The 14,792-nt window shown below is 57.6% G+C and carries 15 protein-coding genes, 1 tRNA gene and 1 pseudogene; 13 read left to right on the top strand and 4 right to left on the bottom strand.

The window, feature by feature from the left end:
- Positions 1–5: 5 nt before the first annotated feature.
- Positions 6–644, bottom strand: coding sequence for a TIGR04282 family arsenosugar biosynthesis glycosyltransferase (locus FDP08_RS19035; RefSeq protein WP_137437849.1), 639 nt, complete (start codon positions 642–644; stop codon positions 6–8).
- Positions 631–1,338: a TIGR04283 family arsenosugar biosynthesis glycosyltransferase gene (locus FDP08_RS19030; RefSeq protein ID WP_137437848.1), complete on the bottom strand. Its 708-nt coding sequence runs from the start codon at positions 1,336–1,338 to the stop codon at positions 631–633. Before FDP08_RS19030 ends, FDP08_RS19035 begins: the two co-directional genes overlap by 14 nt.
- Before the next feature lie 87 nt (positions 1,339–1,425).
- On the opposite strand from FDP08_RS19030, the gene FDP08_RS19025 reads away from it, so the two are divergent.
- From FDP08_RS19025 to FDP08_RS18980, 11 genes and pseudogenes are all read left to right on the top strand, one after another.
- Positions 1,426–1,502 (top strand) — tRNA-Arg (locus FDP08_RS19025).
- Positions 1,503–1,624: 122 nt separating this feature from the next.
- Positions 1,625–4,756, top strand: coding sequence for a sensor domain-containing protein (locus FDP08_RS19020; RefSeq protein ID WP_137437847.1), 3,132 nt, complete (start codon positions 1,625–1,627; stop codon positions 4,754–4,756).
- Positions 4,757–4,904: 148 nt separating this feature from the next.
- The gene (locus FDP08_RS19015; RefSeq protein WP_170979100.1) at positions 4,905–5,639 is read left to right on the top strand and encodes a HupE/UreJ family protein; all 735 of its coding nucleotides are present in this window, start codon (positions 4,905–4,907) and stop codon (positions 5,637–5,639) included.
- A gap of 15 nt (positions 5,640–5,654) precedes the next feature.
- On the top strand, positions 5,655–6,320 hold the full coding sequence (locus FDP08_RS19010; RefSeq protein ID WP_137437846.1) for a hypothetical protein: 666 nt from the start codon (positions 5,655–5,657) through the stop codon (positions 6,318–6,320).
- Between the two features lie 19 nt (positions 6,321–6,339).
- Entirely contained in the window at positions 6,340–7,215 is an 876-nt protein-coding gene (locus tag FDP08_RS19005; RefSeq protein ID WP_137437845.1) for a patatin-like phospholipase family protein, read from the top strand.
- A gap of 61 nt (positions 7,216–7,276) precedes the next feature.
- Positions 7,277–7,669 (top strand): annotated as a pseudogene (locus FDP08_RS19000) (DNA polymerase ligase N-terminal domain-containing protein); the annotation flags it as partial.
- An 86-nt stretch (positions 7,670–7,755) separates the two neighbouring features.
- Positions 7,756–8,676, top strand: a complete 921-nt coding sequence (gene ligD, locus FDP08_RS18995) for a non-homologous end-joining DNA ligase (RefSeq protein ID WP_137437843.1) — start codon at positions 7,756–7,758, stop codon at positions 8,674–8,676.
- A 280-nt stretch (positions 8,677–8,956) separates the two neighbouring features.
- Positions 8,957–9,529 (top strand): Tll0287-like domain-containing protein, encoded by a 573-nt coding sequence (locus FDP08_RS18990; RefSeq protein WP_137437842.1) that lies wholly within the window; start codon positions 8,957–8,959, stop codon positions 9,527–9,529.
- 10 nt (positions 9,530–9,539) lie between these two features.
- Entirely contained in the window at positions 9,540–9,659 is a 120-nt protein-coding gene (locus FDP08_RS20730; RefSeq protein ID WP_427901859.1) for a DUF6351 family protein, read from the top strand.
- Positions 9,656–9,904 (top strand): DUF6351 family protein, encoded by a 249-nt coding sequence (locus FDP08_RS18985; RefSeq protein ID WP_137437841.1) that lies wholly within the window; start codon positions 9,656–9,658, stop codon positions 9,902–9,904. The genes FDP08_RS20730 and FDP08_RS18985 overlap by 4 nt, the downstream gene beginning before the upstream one ends.
- Positions 9,905–10,031: 127 nt before the next feature.
- Positions 10,032–10,685 (top strand): hypothetical protein, encoded by a 654-nt coding sequence (locus FDP08_RS18980; protein ID WP_137437840.1) that lies wholly within the window; start codon positions 10,032–10,034, stop codon positions 10,683–10,685.
- A 5-nt stretch (positions 10,686–10,690) separates the two neighbouring features.
- Here the strand turns inward: FDP08_RS18980 and FDP08_RS18975 are convergent, their stop codons facing one another.
- Both FDP08_RS18975 and FDP08_RS18970 read right to left on the bottom strand, forming a co-directional pair.
- The gene (locus tag FDP08_RS18975) at positions 10,691–11,314 is read right to left on the bottom strand and encodes an L-threonylcarbamoyladenylate synthase (protein ID WP_137437839.1); all 624 of its coding nucleotides are present in this window, start codon (positions 11,312–11,314) and stop codon (positions 10,691–10,693) included.
- Positions 11,311–11,655 (bottom strand): BolA family protein, encoded by a 345-nt coding sequence (locus tag FDP08_RS18970; RefSeq protein ID WP_137437838.1) that lies wholly within the window; start codon positions 11,653–11,655, stop codon positions 11,311–11,313. Before FDP08_RS18970 ends, FDP08_RS18975 begins: the two co-directional genes overlap by 4 nt.
- A gap of 123 nt (positions 11,656–11,778) precedes the next feature.
- Between FDP08_RS18970 and FDP08_RS18965 the strand changes: the two genes are divergently transcribed.
- Complete coding sequence (locus FDP08_RS18965) at positions 11,779–13,944, top strand: DNA topoisomerase III (protein WP_137437837.1); 2,166 nt, start codon at positions 11,779–11,781, stop codon at positions 13,942–13,944.
- Between the two features lie 121 nt (positions 13,945–14,065).
- Positions 14,066–14,791 carry a response regulator transcription factor gene (locus FDP08_RS18960; RefSeq protein WP_137437836.1) on the top strand — a complete coding sequence of 242 codons (726 nt, stop codon included), beginning with the start codon at positions 14,066–14,068 and terminating at the stop codon, positions 14,789–14,791.
- Position 14,792: the final 1 nt, after the last annotated feature.

Genomic DNA, 14,792 nt, shown 5'->3' with positions numbered 1-14,792 from the left:
GCAACTCAGCCTGAAGACTGGCCGATAAACCGGCGCCAGTCTTCAGGCTCATCCACATCCCACTTTTCCGGAAGCAGCGCAAAGGTCAGCCCGGCCCGGGTGAGCCTATCGCAAGTCTGCTCCAGTGCGTTCTCGGTACCCCAGGCCACATCGGCCAGCATATCCGGAACGATTGTGCGGGCACCAATCAATACATAGCCGCCATCGTCCGACGGCCCCAGTACCACATCGACCTCATCCAGCGCGGCAACCGCCAGGCGGACATATTCGGCATCCACCGACGGGCAATCGCTGCCCACAATCACCGCCTTGCTCGCCTTCTGAAGACCGGTGTCCAGCGCCCGCGTCATGCGCTCGCCCAGAACATCACCCTGCTGCCAGTCGCAACCCACGCCATGGTATTCAAGGCGTTCATTAATGGGCGAGGCAGCGTCAGGAATGGTTTCCAGCGGCCGGTCCCACAAAAACCGGACGTCATAACCACTGGCAACGAGATTCTCAAGCACGGCAAGGCTGAGCCGCACATGGGCGTTCATAGCTCCTTCCGCGCCAAGCTCCGGCATCAGGCGGGTTTTAACCCGGCCAGCCTCCGGCCACTTGGCAAACTGCATGACCAGAACCGAATCCGGATCAACTATCTGCATGTCGTACATCCGCCCGATAGGCTGCCGCCAGCGACTCCGGGGACTCTCCCCGCCAATACCGCCAACGCAGCCTCCACATCAGAAAAATGGTGTGCCAGGCGCCGCCCTGCTCCCACCGCCGACTGTCTGTTGTGACCGGATCACCGATGCAATAAGGCCGTGAAAGGCTGCAAAGCCGCTTGCTCAGCTCTACATCCTCCATCAACGGAATCGGCGCAAACCCCTGCAGCGCCCGGAACACCGAGGTGCGAACAAACATCGCCTGATCGCCCGTGGCTATGCCGGTCAGCCGGCTGCGCCGATTCATGAACCAGGCCACCACACGGAAAATAGCCCGCTGGCCGCTGAGTCGCACATCAAAACGCCCCCACTGTTCCTGACTGGTGAAGAAGTGCTGAAGGTGCTCAAGGGCAGCATCCGGCAACAAGGTGTCAGCATGCAAAAACAGCAACACATTGCCTCGCGCCGCATCCGCCCCCGTATTCATCTGAAGGGCCCGGCCTTTATCCCCGATCAGTACCTGATCGCTCCAGGGAGCTGCCAGCTCTGCCGTGCCATCATCACTGCCGCCGTCCACCACAATGAGTTCATGCCCCGCGGCGCGCACCTGCCGCAGGGACTGCAGAAAAGACTGAATGGATGACGCCTCGCACCAAACGGGCACGATGACGCTCAGCGAAAGCGATTCAGACAAAACACCTCCCGGAATAAAAGACGAATCCGCAACACACCTTGAGCCGCAGGCTTCAGGCCGCTATCATACCGCCCTTCTTGCAGAGATGCCCCCGTAGCTCATCTGGATAGAGCGTCCCCCTCCTAAGGGGAAGGTAGCAGGTTCGAGTCCTGCCGGGGGTACCAGTTACGCTTCCGCACCGATCTCCAAACCAGCACGCCCCTCCATTATCAATTTGTAAACATCTGCCCCGACATCTATATGCTAAGCTGATTTAAAAGCCGACTCCCAAAACCCCTGGTAGATTATGTCAGATAAAGCAGCCAGGAACGCAATCTCCGCACCTGGATTCCTCTCAGGTGGGGGCGAGATGGGTGCGCTGATACGCCAACATGATTGGCGCAAGAGCCCCCTTGGCTCACCTCACCATTGGCCGCAATCTCTTCGCACTGCCGTGCGCCTCATGCTTAATATTGAACAACCGATAATGATCTTCTGGGGTCAGGACGCGGCGTGCCTCTATAACGACGCTTTCCGGCAGGCGCTGGGGCCCGAACACCCCCCCTACTCTCTGGGTCGGCCAGCAAGAGAGATATGGAAAAGCGCCTGGCCCATCATTGGCAAAGGCGTTGAACAGGTCATGAAGGGCAAAGGCCCGGTCGAACAGCTAAACCATAACCTCCCCTCTACCCGCTACGGCCAGCAAAAAGACGGTTACTGGACCTGCAGTTTCATTCCACTTGAGGACGACAATGCTCCCCGGGGTATTGGTGGTGTTCTTTCTGTCTGCACTGAAGCGACGGACCAGATATGCGCCCAGCCTGCGCTCGATACCAATTCCGATTATCTGAGCCAGATGTTCAACCGTGCCTCCGCTTTCATGGTTTTTCTGAGTGGCCCGGACCATCGATACGAGATCGCCAATCCCAGCCATGCGCAGTTAATCGGCCATCGACCAGTGTTGGGGAAAACCATCAGAGAAGCACTGCCGGATGTGGTTGAACAGGGTTTCGTGGATATTCTGGATCAGGTATACGCTACCGGCACTTCTTATAGAGCAAACAACGTAAAGTACGATGTACAGGTGACGCCCGGGGGTCCGGTTAATGAGCACATCATTAACTTTGTATATCAACCCGTCTGGGGGCCGGACGGTAAAGTCAGCGGCATTTTCGCAGAGGGCACAGATGTCACCGATCAGGTTCTGACCCAGGAGGAGCTGAAACGGGTCAACCGTGCATTGGCTGATACTCTGAACCACCAGAAAGCAAGCGAGCGGCGGAATAGTTTTCGTTTGAAATTAACAGACAGCCTTCGTTCGCTCGTTGATCCCGATGAGATTACTGCTGCCGCCACGGCATTATTAGGCCAGTTTCTGGGTGTCACCCGGGTATTCTACGGGGATGTTTCAAAGTCCGGCGAAACCGTAACGGTGAGGCCCGGATGGACAAGAAAAGGCGCAGCCTCAATGGTTGGGGACGAGTTGCCGCTGGAAGAATTCGGCCCGGTGGTCGCAGCTCAAATTCGCGCGGGAGAGGTGTTTGTTCTCGGCGATGTCCTCGCTGACGAACGCTCGGCCGACTATGCCAACGCCTACCTGGAGCGGGGTATAAAGTCGGTTCTGGCGGTACCCGTCATGAAAGCCGGCTCCTTGCGGGTACTGCTGGGGGTTCATGACTCGGTAGTCCATCACTGGACCACAAAGGAAATTGCCCTGGCTGAAGACGTGGTAGACCGGACCTGGGCTGCTGTTGAATCTGCCCGTGCGCAGGCGGAGCTTCGCCGGGAACGGGACCACAGCCGATACATTCTGAACAGCATGACCGAAGGCTTTGCCGCAATGTCCGCCGACTGGACGATGACCCATTTCAATGCCGAGGCGGAACGCATCAGCCAACAACCCGCTGCTGAGGTTATCGGTAGAAACCATTGGGACGTTTGGCCGGAGCAGCAAGGCACAGAGGTTGAAGCGTTGTATACCCGGGTCAGAGAGACCGGAAGGCCGGCCACAATGGAATTATTACTTGCAACCCCCGACGGTAACCAGAGATGGCTGGAAATAAGAGCTTACCCGGCTCTTGCCGGCGGGCTTGCGGTTTTTTTCAGGGATATAACCGAGCGCAAACGGGCCGACGAAGAAATACGGCACGCGTCATTGCACGACCCGTTAACGGGTCTGCCGAACCGGGCCATGTTGTTCGAATATGCCGCCCATATGTTGCCCCACAATCTGCGAACCTCGCAGTGCGCTGCGGTACTGTTTCTTGATCTGGACCGTTTCAAGCCTATTAATGACACTCACGGACACGACATAGGCGATAAGGTGCTCAAGGAAATATCCAGCAGGCTTACCCGCAGCCTACGCGCCGAAGACCTGGTGGTTCGAATGGGCGGCGACGAGTTCGTGGTTCTGTTACAGGATATCAACGTGCCTGCCGACGCCGGAGATTTGGCCCTTCATATCATCAGAAAAATCAACGAACCTTATCAGGTGGAAGAGTTGGCGCTGTCAGTTTCAACCTCCATTGGAATCAGCATTTTTCCCCGGGATGGCGAAGACATTGATACGCTGGTGAGCCATGCCGATGCTGCAATGTATCAGGCTAAACAGGGCGGCAGTAACGATTTTCGGTTCTATTCTTCAGCCTTTACCGCCGGAATCAATCGACAGAACAGCATTGAACAGGAGCTGAAAATGGCGCTCCATAATCATGCTTTCCACCTGTTCTACCAACCCGTAATCGACATTCATACCTATGAGGTGGTTAGTGTCGAGGCCCTGCTCCGGCTAGGTAATGAGGAGATAGGCCCAGAGCTATTCGTTCCTATTGCGGAGGCCACGGGTATTATCAATCCCATAGGGCGCTGGGTACTTCAGGAGGCAATCCGCCAATCCCATGCATGGGCTGCCAATGGGCTGGCAGCCATTCCAATTTCAGTGAACGTGTCGGCTGTAGAATTCCGTGATCGGGACTTTATTGGTCACTTCGAACAACTCCTCCAAGAGCATGCCATCCACCCGGCCATGTTGCAGTTAGAACTCACAGAAACCGCGGTAATGTACGACCTTGACGAGGCAATCTCTGTCCTGACGCGGCTGAGGGCCTTGGGCATTGCCATCTTGCTGGATGATTTTGGGACCGGACATTCCAGCTTGGCACACTTGACACGCCTGCCGTTGGATAAAATCAAAATCGATAAGTCGTTTATCTTCCAGCTTGAACAGGACACAAGCAGCCGGGCCGTTACAGATTCAATGCTGGCTCTTGGGAACACTCTGGAACTGGAAGTTGTCGCCGAAGGTATAGAAACGGCCGAAGCCCTAGACTATCTGCGTTCACGCGGTTGCCGGCAGGCACAGGGCTTCTTTTTCTGTCGGCCCATGTCCGGGGAGGATTTCGCGTCCTGGTACCGGACTCGAAGGATTGGCTCAGCATAATCCCAAAGCCGCGCCTCTGGTGCTTAACGATATCGCAATGTCATTGCCGCCTGTGATCATTTACCATTCTGGATCCCGGTCCACCACGTCTGCGACCACGTGATCTCGTTGCGCTGCCACTTTTCCAAAGAAAACTACAGGAGTCGTTATGCTGTCACCCCGGTTTGACAGGCAATGGCGTACCCCCACAGCCGCCCGTGGATACCTTCTCGTCTGGATTTTCCTCACGCTCGGGTTGCTGGGGATAAGCGCCGATGTACTGGCCCATGCCGTAGCTCAAGGTGACAAGGGATACATCCAGGAAATCACCGGCGTAAATCTTATTGCCTTCATGTATCTGGGGGCCAAACACATGGTCACCGGCTATGACCACCTTCTGTTCCTTCTCGGGGTCATCTTCTTCCTCTACCGGATGCAGCACATCGCAATCTACGTGAGCCTGTTTGCGCTGGGGCATTCCGCCACCATGCTGCTGGGGGTGTATTTCAATGTCGGCATCAACAGCTATCTCATTGACGCCATCATCGGTCTCTCGGTGGTGTACAAGGCCCTGGATAACCTGGGCGCATACCAGCGCTGGTTCGGCTTTCAGCCCAATACCAAAGCCGCCACACTGATCTTTGGTTTTTTCCATGGCTTTGGTCTGTCCACCAAGATCATTGAGTACGACATCTCCCCGGATGGGCTGCTTCCGAACCTGCTCGCGTTCAACGTGGGTGTGGAGATAGGCCAGCTCATTGCCCTGGCCATGATCCTGATTGTCATGAGTTTCTGGCGTAAAACCGATGGCTTTTTCCGCCATGCCTACACGGCCAACGTGGCCATGATGAGCGCAGGCTTCCTGCTCATCGGTTATCAGCTCACCGGCTACTTTATTGCCTGATTCTGGAGACCTTTTATGTACAACACCGATGTGCCGTCACGTAACGAATTACCCAGCGCGGCGAAACTGGTTCGCTCGACCATCATCGCAGCCATTGTAGCGCTGGTACTGCTGGTCACCGTGGTGATGCCCGCCGAGTATGCCCTGGACCCGACAGGCACCGGCCGCCTGCTCGGTCTGACGGAGATGGGTGAAATCAAGGAACAGCTTGCCGAAGAAGCCGCCGCCGATGAGGCCGCGCAAATGGCGCCGGTGCAATCCTCCGGCGAAGAGCCCGCTTCCAAACCGGCCGAGCCGGTCTCAGAGGCCATCGTGACTGCTGAGGCGGAAGCCGAAGAGCCCGCCCCGACACCTGCGGCCGAACCCGAATGGGACGATGAGGTGCGTGTTGTTCTCACCCCCGGCGAAGGCACGGAGTTCAAACTCACCATGGAGGAAGGCGCCACTGCCCGCTTCTCATGGGTTTCCGAAGGCGGTCCCATCAACTACGATACCCATGGTGACGGCAGCGGCCAGTCCATCTCCTATGAGAAGGGCCGTGGCGTCCCGGAAGACGAAGGCGAGCTGGAAGCGGCATTTACCGGCAACCACGGCTGGTTCTTCCGCAACCGGAACGATAAGGACATCACGCTGGTGCTTCGTACCGGTGGTGATTACGGTCAGTTGAAGAAACTGCTTTAGTCGGAGCGCTGCGCAGACCATGACTCAACCCCGGACGAGCGTCCGCTCTGCCAATTCAAAAGCCCTTGTGGTCGAGGGCGGCGCCATGCGCGGCATATTCGCTGCGGGTGTTCTCGACGCCTTCCTTGAGCACGACTACCAGCCCTTCTGGCGAGCCTATGGCGTTTCAGCCGGCTCCACCAATCTGATTGGCTACCTGGCTGGAGACCACGGGCGCAATCGCAAAATCATCACCGGCCATGCCTGCCAACCGGATTTCATTGACTGGAAGCGGTTTGCCCGGGGCGGGCACCTGTGTGATGTCCGTTGGCTCTGGAGTCAGTCGTTTGCCGATGTGCCGTTGAATCTGGAGAACTACCTGTCGGGGACAACCGAATTATGGGTTACGACGACCTCCGCCCGTACCGGGAAAGCGCATTATTTCCGGATTGATGAGCACAACATGCACGACGTGTTCACCGCGTCCTGCGCCATACCCATCGCCTACCGGGATTATCCGGAAATCAACGGCGAACCCATGACGGATGGCGGAGTGGCCGATGCCATACCGGTCATCAGGGCCTATGACGACGGCGCCCGTGACATTACCGTAGTTCTGTCACGCCCTGCCGGATACCGTAAAAAACCCACAAAGTTCGCATTTGTGCCAAAGCGCCTGTTCCGGGACTATCCGGCGCTCGCTGAGGCGTCGCTTCGCCGTGCCGAGCGGTACAATGCCACGCTTTCATTTATCGAAAACCCACCCGGGGATTGCACTATCCGTTTGATTGTTCCGCCCACCGAGTTTGCAGTGGGCCGATTAACACGGAATCCGGAGCTTCTGGAACAGGGCTATCAGGAAGGGCATCAAGCAGGCCTGACCTATCTTGAGACCTGTCTTGAAGAGATGAGCTGAGGCCACCGGAAATCAGAAAAGGGAGGCAGCCATGAGCAAGCAGGGCCACGGTAGCAAACGTTCCTTTGTCATCCAGAAACACGACGCCAGTCAGCTGCATTACGATTTCCGCCTGGAAGTGGACGGTGTCCTAAAGTCCTGGGCTGTTCCCAAAGGCCCGTCCACCGACCCCTCGGAAAAACGTCTTGCTGTGGAAGTGGAAGACCATCGGCTGGACTATGCTGACTTTGAAGGGGTGATCCCGGAAGGAGAATACGGTGCCGGCACCGTCATGGTATGGGACGCAGGCCACTACGAGAATCTCCGCGACGACGGTATGGCCACCTGCCACCGGGACGGCATGATCGAGGTCTGGCTCGAAGGTGAGAAACTTCAGGGGGGCTACGCCCTGAAACGCTTCCGGGGCGGGAAAAAGCCGCAGTGGTTGCTGATCAAGATGAAGGACGAGGCCGCAGACGCAAGGCGCAATCCGGTATCAACCGAAACTGACTCGGTAAAGACCGGCAGAAACCTGAAGACCATCAGGGAGGAAGACAGCGAATGACTGAGCAGGACTACGGTGGCTACCAGGTTGAGCTTTCCCATACTGACAAGGTTTTCTTCCCTGATGCCCGGATTACAAAGGGCGAGCTCCTGGAATACCATGAGCGCATCGCCGACATCATGCTGCCCCATATCCAGCAACGCCCGCTTACACTGAACCGATTCCCTGACGGCATTGGCAAAGAAGGCTTTTTCCAGCAGTCACGGGGAGACTACTTTCCGGACTGGCTGGACGCGTTGGACGTGGATCATGGGGGCAGCACCGGCCACGTCGAGCACATGCTGGCAAACCACCAGGCCAGTCTGGTCTATCTGGTAAACCAGGGTACGGTCAGCTTTCACAGTTGGCTGAGCAGGACAGACCACCTGAAAACACCGGATCAGGTAATCTTTGATCTTGACCCGCCCGGGAGCGACTTTGAGCCGGTGCGCCAGGCTGCTCATCTGGTGGCAAATGGCATGCGCCAGTGCGGCCTGACCCCCTTTGTTAAAACAACGGGTTCCCGGGGGCTGCATGTAGTGGCTCCATTAAGGCCGGAGGCAGACTTCGAGCAGGTGCGGTCGCTGGCCCGGGCGCTCGCGCAAGCACTGGCCGACGCCTACCCGGAACAACTGACCACCGAACAGCGCAAACAGAAGCGCCGGGGCAGGCTCTACCTGGACATCATGCGAAATGCCTTCGGACAAACCGCTGTGGCCCCCTACTCAGTCCGGGCCAAGCCTCATGCCCCCATAGCCACGCCCCTGGAGTGGGACGAACTGGAAAACCAGGAGCTGGGGCCCCAGCGCTTCACTCTGGCCAATATCTTCAGGAGGATGGGGCATCGCGATGATCCCTGGCAAGACATGCACAGGAAGGCTGTCAGCATCAAGACGTTCGAGGAAGGGGTTTCGGGGTTAGAGAACGAGGATCTTTAGGACTCTCATAGCCAGAACCGGCTGCTCTGGCCATGGAATCTTTCCCGAGCTATGGGTTAGTGATAATGACGGGCAGCGCTGACAACTTTCTTCGCCAGGACATCGTCGATGCTCTCGTTTTCAAAGCTATACAAGGGCTTTTCCCGTTGTGAGAGAGACTCCGGTCAACTCTCCGCACTCACAGCGTCAAATCGTCGCACTCCTGCCCTGGCTCAATCTACGTGCTTTCATAATGCTATATACTTATTCCAAACCCGCAAATTCACCAGGGAGGTACACAGTGGCCAAACCGATGATCACAACCGCTGTTCTGTTTTCGATTCTTTCCATGCCCGCCATGGCCCAGCCGCCGGCAGAACCCACGGACGAGATGGTTAACCAGGCACGCTCGATGGTAAAAGCCTTCAGTGGCTCCCTGAAAGAGGCGCTGCAGGCTGCCATCAAGGAAGGTGGTCTCACCAACGGGATCGGCGTGTGCAATACCATTGCCCCGGAAATTGCCGCCGATAACAGTAACGAAGAATGGACCATCAGCCGGACCAGCCTGAAAGTCCGGAATCCGGATAACGCGCCAACGGACTGGCAGGAAATGCAACTTCATGCGATGGAGAAACAGCCCGTCAAAAACGGCAAGCCGGTCGAGGTCTGGCAGGTATCCGAAGCCGCCGGCGACCCTGCTTTCCGATACATGAGCGCGATCCCTACACAGGAACTTTGCCTCGGCTGTCACGGCAAATCGATCGCTCCGGAGGTGAAGGACAAACTGGCAGAGTTGTACCCTGAAGACAAAGCGACCGGATTTTCCGAAGGTGATCTGCGTGGTGCGTTCGTAGTGACCAGATCATCGCGTTAACACCGTTGGCGTGCAGTATGGTCTCAAGGCATTGAAAGACAGGCTCCTTACCAAGGCCGAGCTCCTCAAGCTGAACGCTGAAATTGGCGGCTGGAAACAGCCTTCGACCCCTGGAGTTCACGGAACATGAACCTCAGCCCGGAAGGCGATGACACGCCGGTCATCGACTGGCGGCATTACCTGGAGGAAGTGTTGGACATGCACAACAGCCACCAGTCCTTCTTGGCCCCTCAGCGCATCATCAACCGGATGGGCGATGCCGGCAATCAGGTCATCTGGTTCACCGATGCCCGCCCCACCGCGGCTGTCGACGCCTGCTTTGAAACCAACGGTGACCTGATCGAATCCGGTGATGACGTATGGAACGGCCGCTGAGCCGGCTACTCCACTTCCTCAGAGCAAGGGCACCCACCGGGTGCCCTTTTTGCTGCTGGCCCACTTTGTGCTTAAGCACAGAGAACCGTCAAAATTTCCTCAGTGACCATGGGAGGGCAAAAGTGCCATGTCGCTGCTTACATCGCTGATCAAAGCCAGTACCCATTTCCAGCAAGCCATGGAAAAGCGTCCGCCGTCAGCACCGGGCAATGCTGCGGCAAAGCCTGCGGCGTCTGAGGCTCCGGCGTCTGCCACTGATGATCGTTTCACCATGTCTGAGCGGGCGGGTTTCGATACAGCCCGCCCCAAGGCCACCAAACTGTCGATGGCGGAATACAAGCAGACCGTCGGGCAGGATCTTGCCTACATGCGGGAAACGCTGCGGCACAAACTTGCCGAGTACAAGCTCAACCCGGCGACCAGTGTGGAAGTGTCAAAAAACGAAGGGGGCAACATCAGCCTGGGCGGCGGGATACCGGAACAGACCCGCAGCCGGATCGAACAGGACCTGAACAACAGCAAGCCGTTTCGCGAAGCCTTCAGTCGCCTCAGCGCCAGCGAGCCGACCCTGCACTTTGTCGACAACGCACTGAAGCTGAACAAGGCCTATGGTGTGAACAACTCACTGCTGGACACCCTGGTCAGCGACAACCAGCAGTTCAACGGCCTGCAGGATCTGGCGCACCGCTATGACAGCATGCGCCGTACCATCAATACCGACCAGACGGCCAGCTATCCAGACCGCAAGGACTTCGCCCTCAGCCTGAATACGCGGGCCTGAACCGGTTAAATCCGGAAAGGCTCAGGGTCACCTTTACCAACGCGGGTCACTTCCGGCGCCGGGCCTGTCATGTTGACCACCGTGGTCGCCTCAAGCCCACAAAAACCGCCATCGATAATCAGATCCAGTTCGTGCTCGAGGACATCCCGAATCTCTTCCGGATCGGTCATCGGATCCTCTTCGCCCGGCAGTATCAACGTGCTGCTCATGATGGGCTCACCAAGCGCTTCCAGCAGCGCCTGGACGATGGCGTTGTCTGGCACCCGCATGCCAATGGTTTTGCGCTTGGGGTGCAACAGTCGACGTGGCACTTCACTGGTGGCGTCCAGAATGAAGGTATAGGGCCCCGGGGTAAACGTCTTGAGCAAACGGAAGTGGGTGTTGTCGACTTTCGCAAATACACCAATATCCGAAAGATCACGGCACATCAGCGTGAAGTTGTGCTTGTCGTCCAGCTTGCGGATGCGCTTGATTCGGTCCGCCGCCTGCTTGTCATCCAACTGACAGCCAATGGCATAGGCCGAGTCCGTGGGGTACACGATCACCCCACCCCGGCGCAGAATATCCACGGCCTGGTTAATCAGGCGTTTTTGCGGCGTTACCGGGTGTATCTGGAAAAACTGGCTCATTGGCCACCCCCGGATGAAAACGCCGGATCATTCTTCGACCCACCCATGCAGTTGGGGGATTCGGGTGCTGGCTGGCCAGACGCTTCCCACTCCTTTGGTGAATAGACATGAAGCGCCAGCGCGTGAACACCACCGGCCATTTCTTCAGCCAGCACACGGTAGACTGACTGGTGCCGCTTCACCTTGCCCTGCCCCTCGAACTCCGGGGCCACAAGAGTCACCTTGAAGTGGGTTTCCGAATTGGGTGGCACGTTATGTTTGTGGCTCTCGTTTTCAACCATGAGGTGGTGGCTGGCGAACGCGTTTGAGAGCTTTTGCTCAATGGCTTGTTGTAAAGACATAAACAGGCCTGCTCCTGATTGAATGTGTTATGGAACAGTCTACTACACGTAGCGCTGTGTTACCTTGACAGGATCGGGGCAAAGCGCCATCTTCCGTCCCCACCTGACAATTGCTTCCGACTTATGCGCCTTTATATTGCCGAAAAACCAAGCCTGGGCCGGGCTATCGCTGCCGCCCTCCCTGCCCCCCATCAAAAGGGCAACGGCTGGATCCGTTGTGGCGAAGGAAGCAGTGCCTGCACCGTCAGCTGGTGCATTGGCCACCTGCTGGAGCCGGCAGAACCCGCCCAGTACGACCCCCGCTGGAAGAAATGGCGCCAGGAAGACCTGCCCCTGTTCCCCGAACGCTGGGAGGTAACGCCCAAGGACACCGTGCGCCAGCAACTGCAAGTGCTGGAGTCGCTGATCCGCAAGGCAGAAACCATTATCCACGCCGGCGACCCGGACCGGGAAGGCCAGTTGCTGGTGGACGAAGTGATTCGTTATGCCGGCGCCACTTGCCCGGTGCAACGGATCCTGATCAACGACCTGACTCCGGCGGCCGTGGCAAAAGCCATCGATGCGCCTAAAGACAACCGTGAATTCCGCCGCCTGTCCCACTCCGCACTGGCGCGCCAGCGCGCAGACTGGCTGTACGGCATCAACCTCACGCGCTTCTACACCCTCTCTTATCAACAGCAGGGCGAACAGGGTGTCTATTCTGTAGGGCGGGTACAAACACCGGTGCTGGGGCTGGTGGTGGCGCGTGACAACACCATCGAAAATTTTCAGCCCAAGCCCTTCTTCCGGATTCAGGCGCACTGCCATGGAGTGGACGAAGAGGCCGACCAGCAGAGTTTCGGCGCACGATGGCAGCCTTCGGAGCACTACCGGGGATACCTGGATGAAGAAGACCGCCTGCTGGATGGCGACGTAGCCAGGCAGATTGCCACCGCCGTTGAGGGACGGCCGGGCAAGGTTACAGAATCCCGCTTCCGGGATCGCAACGAAGCCTCGCCTCTGCCGCTCTCACTTTCCGCCCTGCAGATTGAGGCCGGCCGGCTGTTCCGCATGGGTGCGAAAGACGTCCTTGATACCGCCCAGAACCTTTACGAACGCCACCAGTTGATCACCTATCCCCGTTCCGATTGCCGCTATCTGCCGGAGGGGCACTTTGATCAGCGCCAGAACGTCATAAAGGCGATCGGGAAAGTTGCGGGCGAACTGGCACCGGCCTGCGAGGCAGCAGACCTTAACCGCCGCACCGAAGCCTGGAACGATAAAAAGGTGGATGCTCACCACGCCATTATCCCTACCGCCAGGCAGGCTCCCTCCGGGCGACTGAGCGAAGCGGAACAGAAAATCTACGAGCTGATCAGCCGTTATTACCTGATGCAGTTCAGCGCCGATGCCGTCCACCGGGAAGGCAGACTGGCCATCCAGATTGGCGAGCACGCCTTCAGGGCTACTGAAACCGCGATATTGCAGCCGGGCTGGAAAGGCCTGGAAATCCGCCAACGGGAAAGCCGGCAGGAAGTTGCCAAACCGCCCCTTCCCCGGCTGGAAAAAGGCGACCCGATTCTGTGTGACTCGGTAGAGATCGCCGAGCGTAAAACGCAGCCGCCGCAATATTTCACCGACGCCACCCTGCTGTCGGCCATGACCAACATCGCCCGCTTTGTCAGCGACCCGGAGCTGCGCAAAACCCTGCGTGAAACCGATGGCCTGGGCACGGAAGCAACGCGGGCGGCCATTATCGATACCCTGTTCCGCCGCGACTACCTGTACCGGGACAAGCGCCATATCCGCTCGACACCCAAGGGCAAGGCGCTGATCGATTCCCTGCCGGAATCCATCAGTAAACCGGACACGACGGCAATCTGGGAAGCCACCCTGGAGAGCATCCGCCGGGGCGAAGGTAACCCGAACCAGTTTATCAAAGACCTCAAGGATCAGATTCGGGGCTTCATTAACACCCCGAGCCCTGAGGCAAAAAGCACTGCGCCCACCGAAGGGCAACCCCACTGCCCGAAATGCCGCTCCCCCATGCGCCAACGAGAGGGCAAATTCGGCACCTTCTATGCTTGCGTACGTTTTCCGGACTGCAAGGGCACCCGGCAGATTGAAGATCAGAGCCCGCAAGACGGCACCAGCGACAAGCCGGTGCCCTGTCCGCACTGTTTTTCACCACTGGTTCGCAGAAAAGGCAAAAATGGCTGGTTCTGGGGGTGCAGTAATTTCCCTGGCTGCCGACAAACAGTGGACGACGACAACGGCAAGCCTGCGCTCCGTTTACGCAACACTACATAACGACACTGAAGCCGAATTGCGAATTTGTAATAATGTGACGCGGTATTCAATAATTTCTATCCCCGCGTGTATTCGGGGCCCTCAGCTTCACAGTGCTTTTTTTAATGTCGGGAGACGTGTAATGCGTATCGCTTTGCTTGAAGACGAACACGAACAGGCACAGCACATTCAGTCCATTCTGTCTGAACGCGGCCATCACTGTGACAGCTTTCCCTCCGGCCAGTCGTTTCTGAGCGCCGTACTTCACCGCAGCTATGACCTGCTGGTGATGGACTGGCAGATCCCCGACATGACCGGCATAGACGTTCTGGAACACGTACGTGCACAGCTTAACTGGCAGATACCGGTGGTATTCCTGACCCAGCGCGACAGCGAAACCGATATCGTGCGGGCACTGGACGCCGGCGCTGACGACTACCTCTGCAAGCCTGCGCGGGAAGCGGAACTGGTGGCACGCATCAACGCCCTGGCCCGCCGCACCAACCCGGATAACGAGAAAGAAGTGCTGGTCTACGGCCCGTTTGAAATCAACACCCAGCTGCGGACCATTTCGCTTCACGGAGACGTATTGACCCTGACCGACAAAGATTTCGACCTGACCCTGTTCCTGTTCCAGAACCAGGGCCGGCTACTGACCCGGGAAATGCTTCTTGAGCGCGTGTGGGGACTGGCCCGGGATATCAACACCCGCACCGTGGACACTCATATGAGTCGTCTGCGGCGCAGGCTTGGCCTTAACCCGGAGAACGGGTTCCGGATCAAGACTATCTACCAGCGGGGCTATCGCCTCGAAGCCATGAAGGCCACCGGCCCGGATGCACACGCAGTTGTTACGGAACAGGCCTGAA

Source organism: Marinobacter panjinensis, from assembly GCF_005298175.1.
Taxonomy (GTDB): Bacteria; Pseudomonadota; Gammaproteobacteria; order Pseudomonadales; family Oleiphilaceae; genus Marinobacter; species Marinobacter panjinensis.
This window is presented reverse-complemented; position numbering and strand designations above follow the sequence as displayed.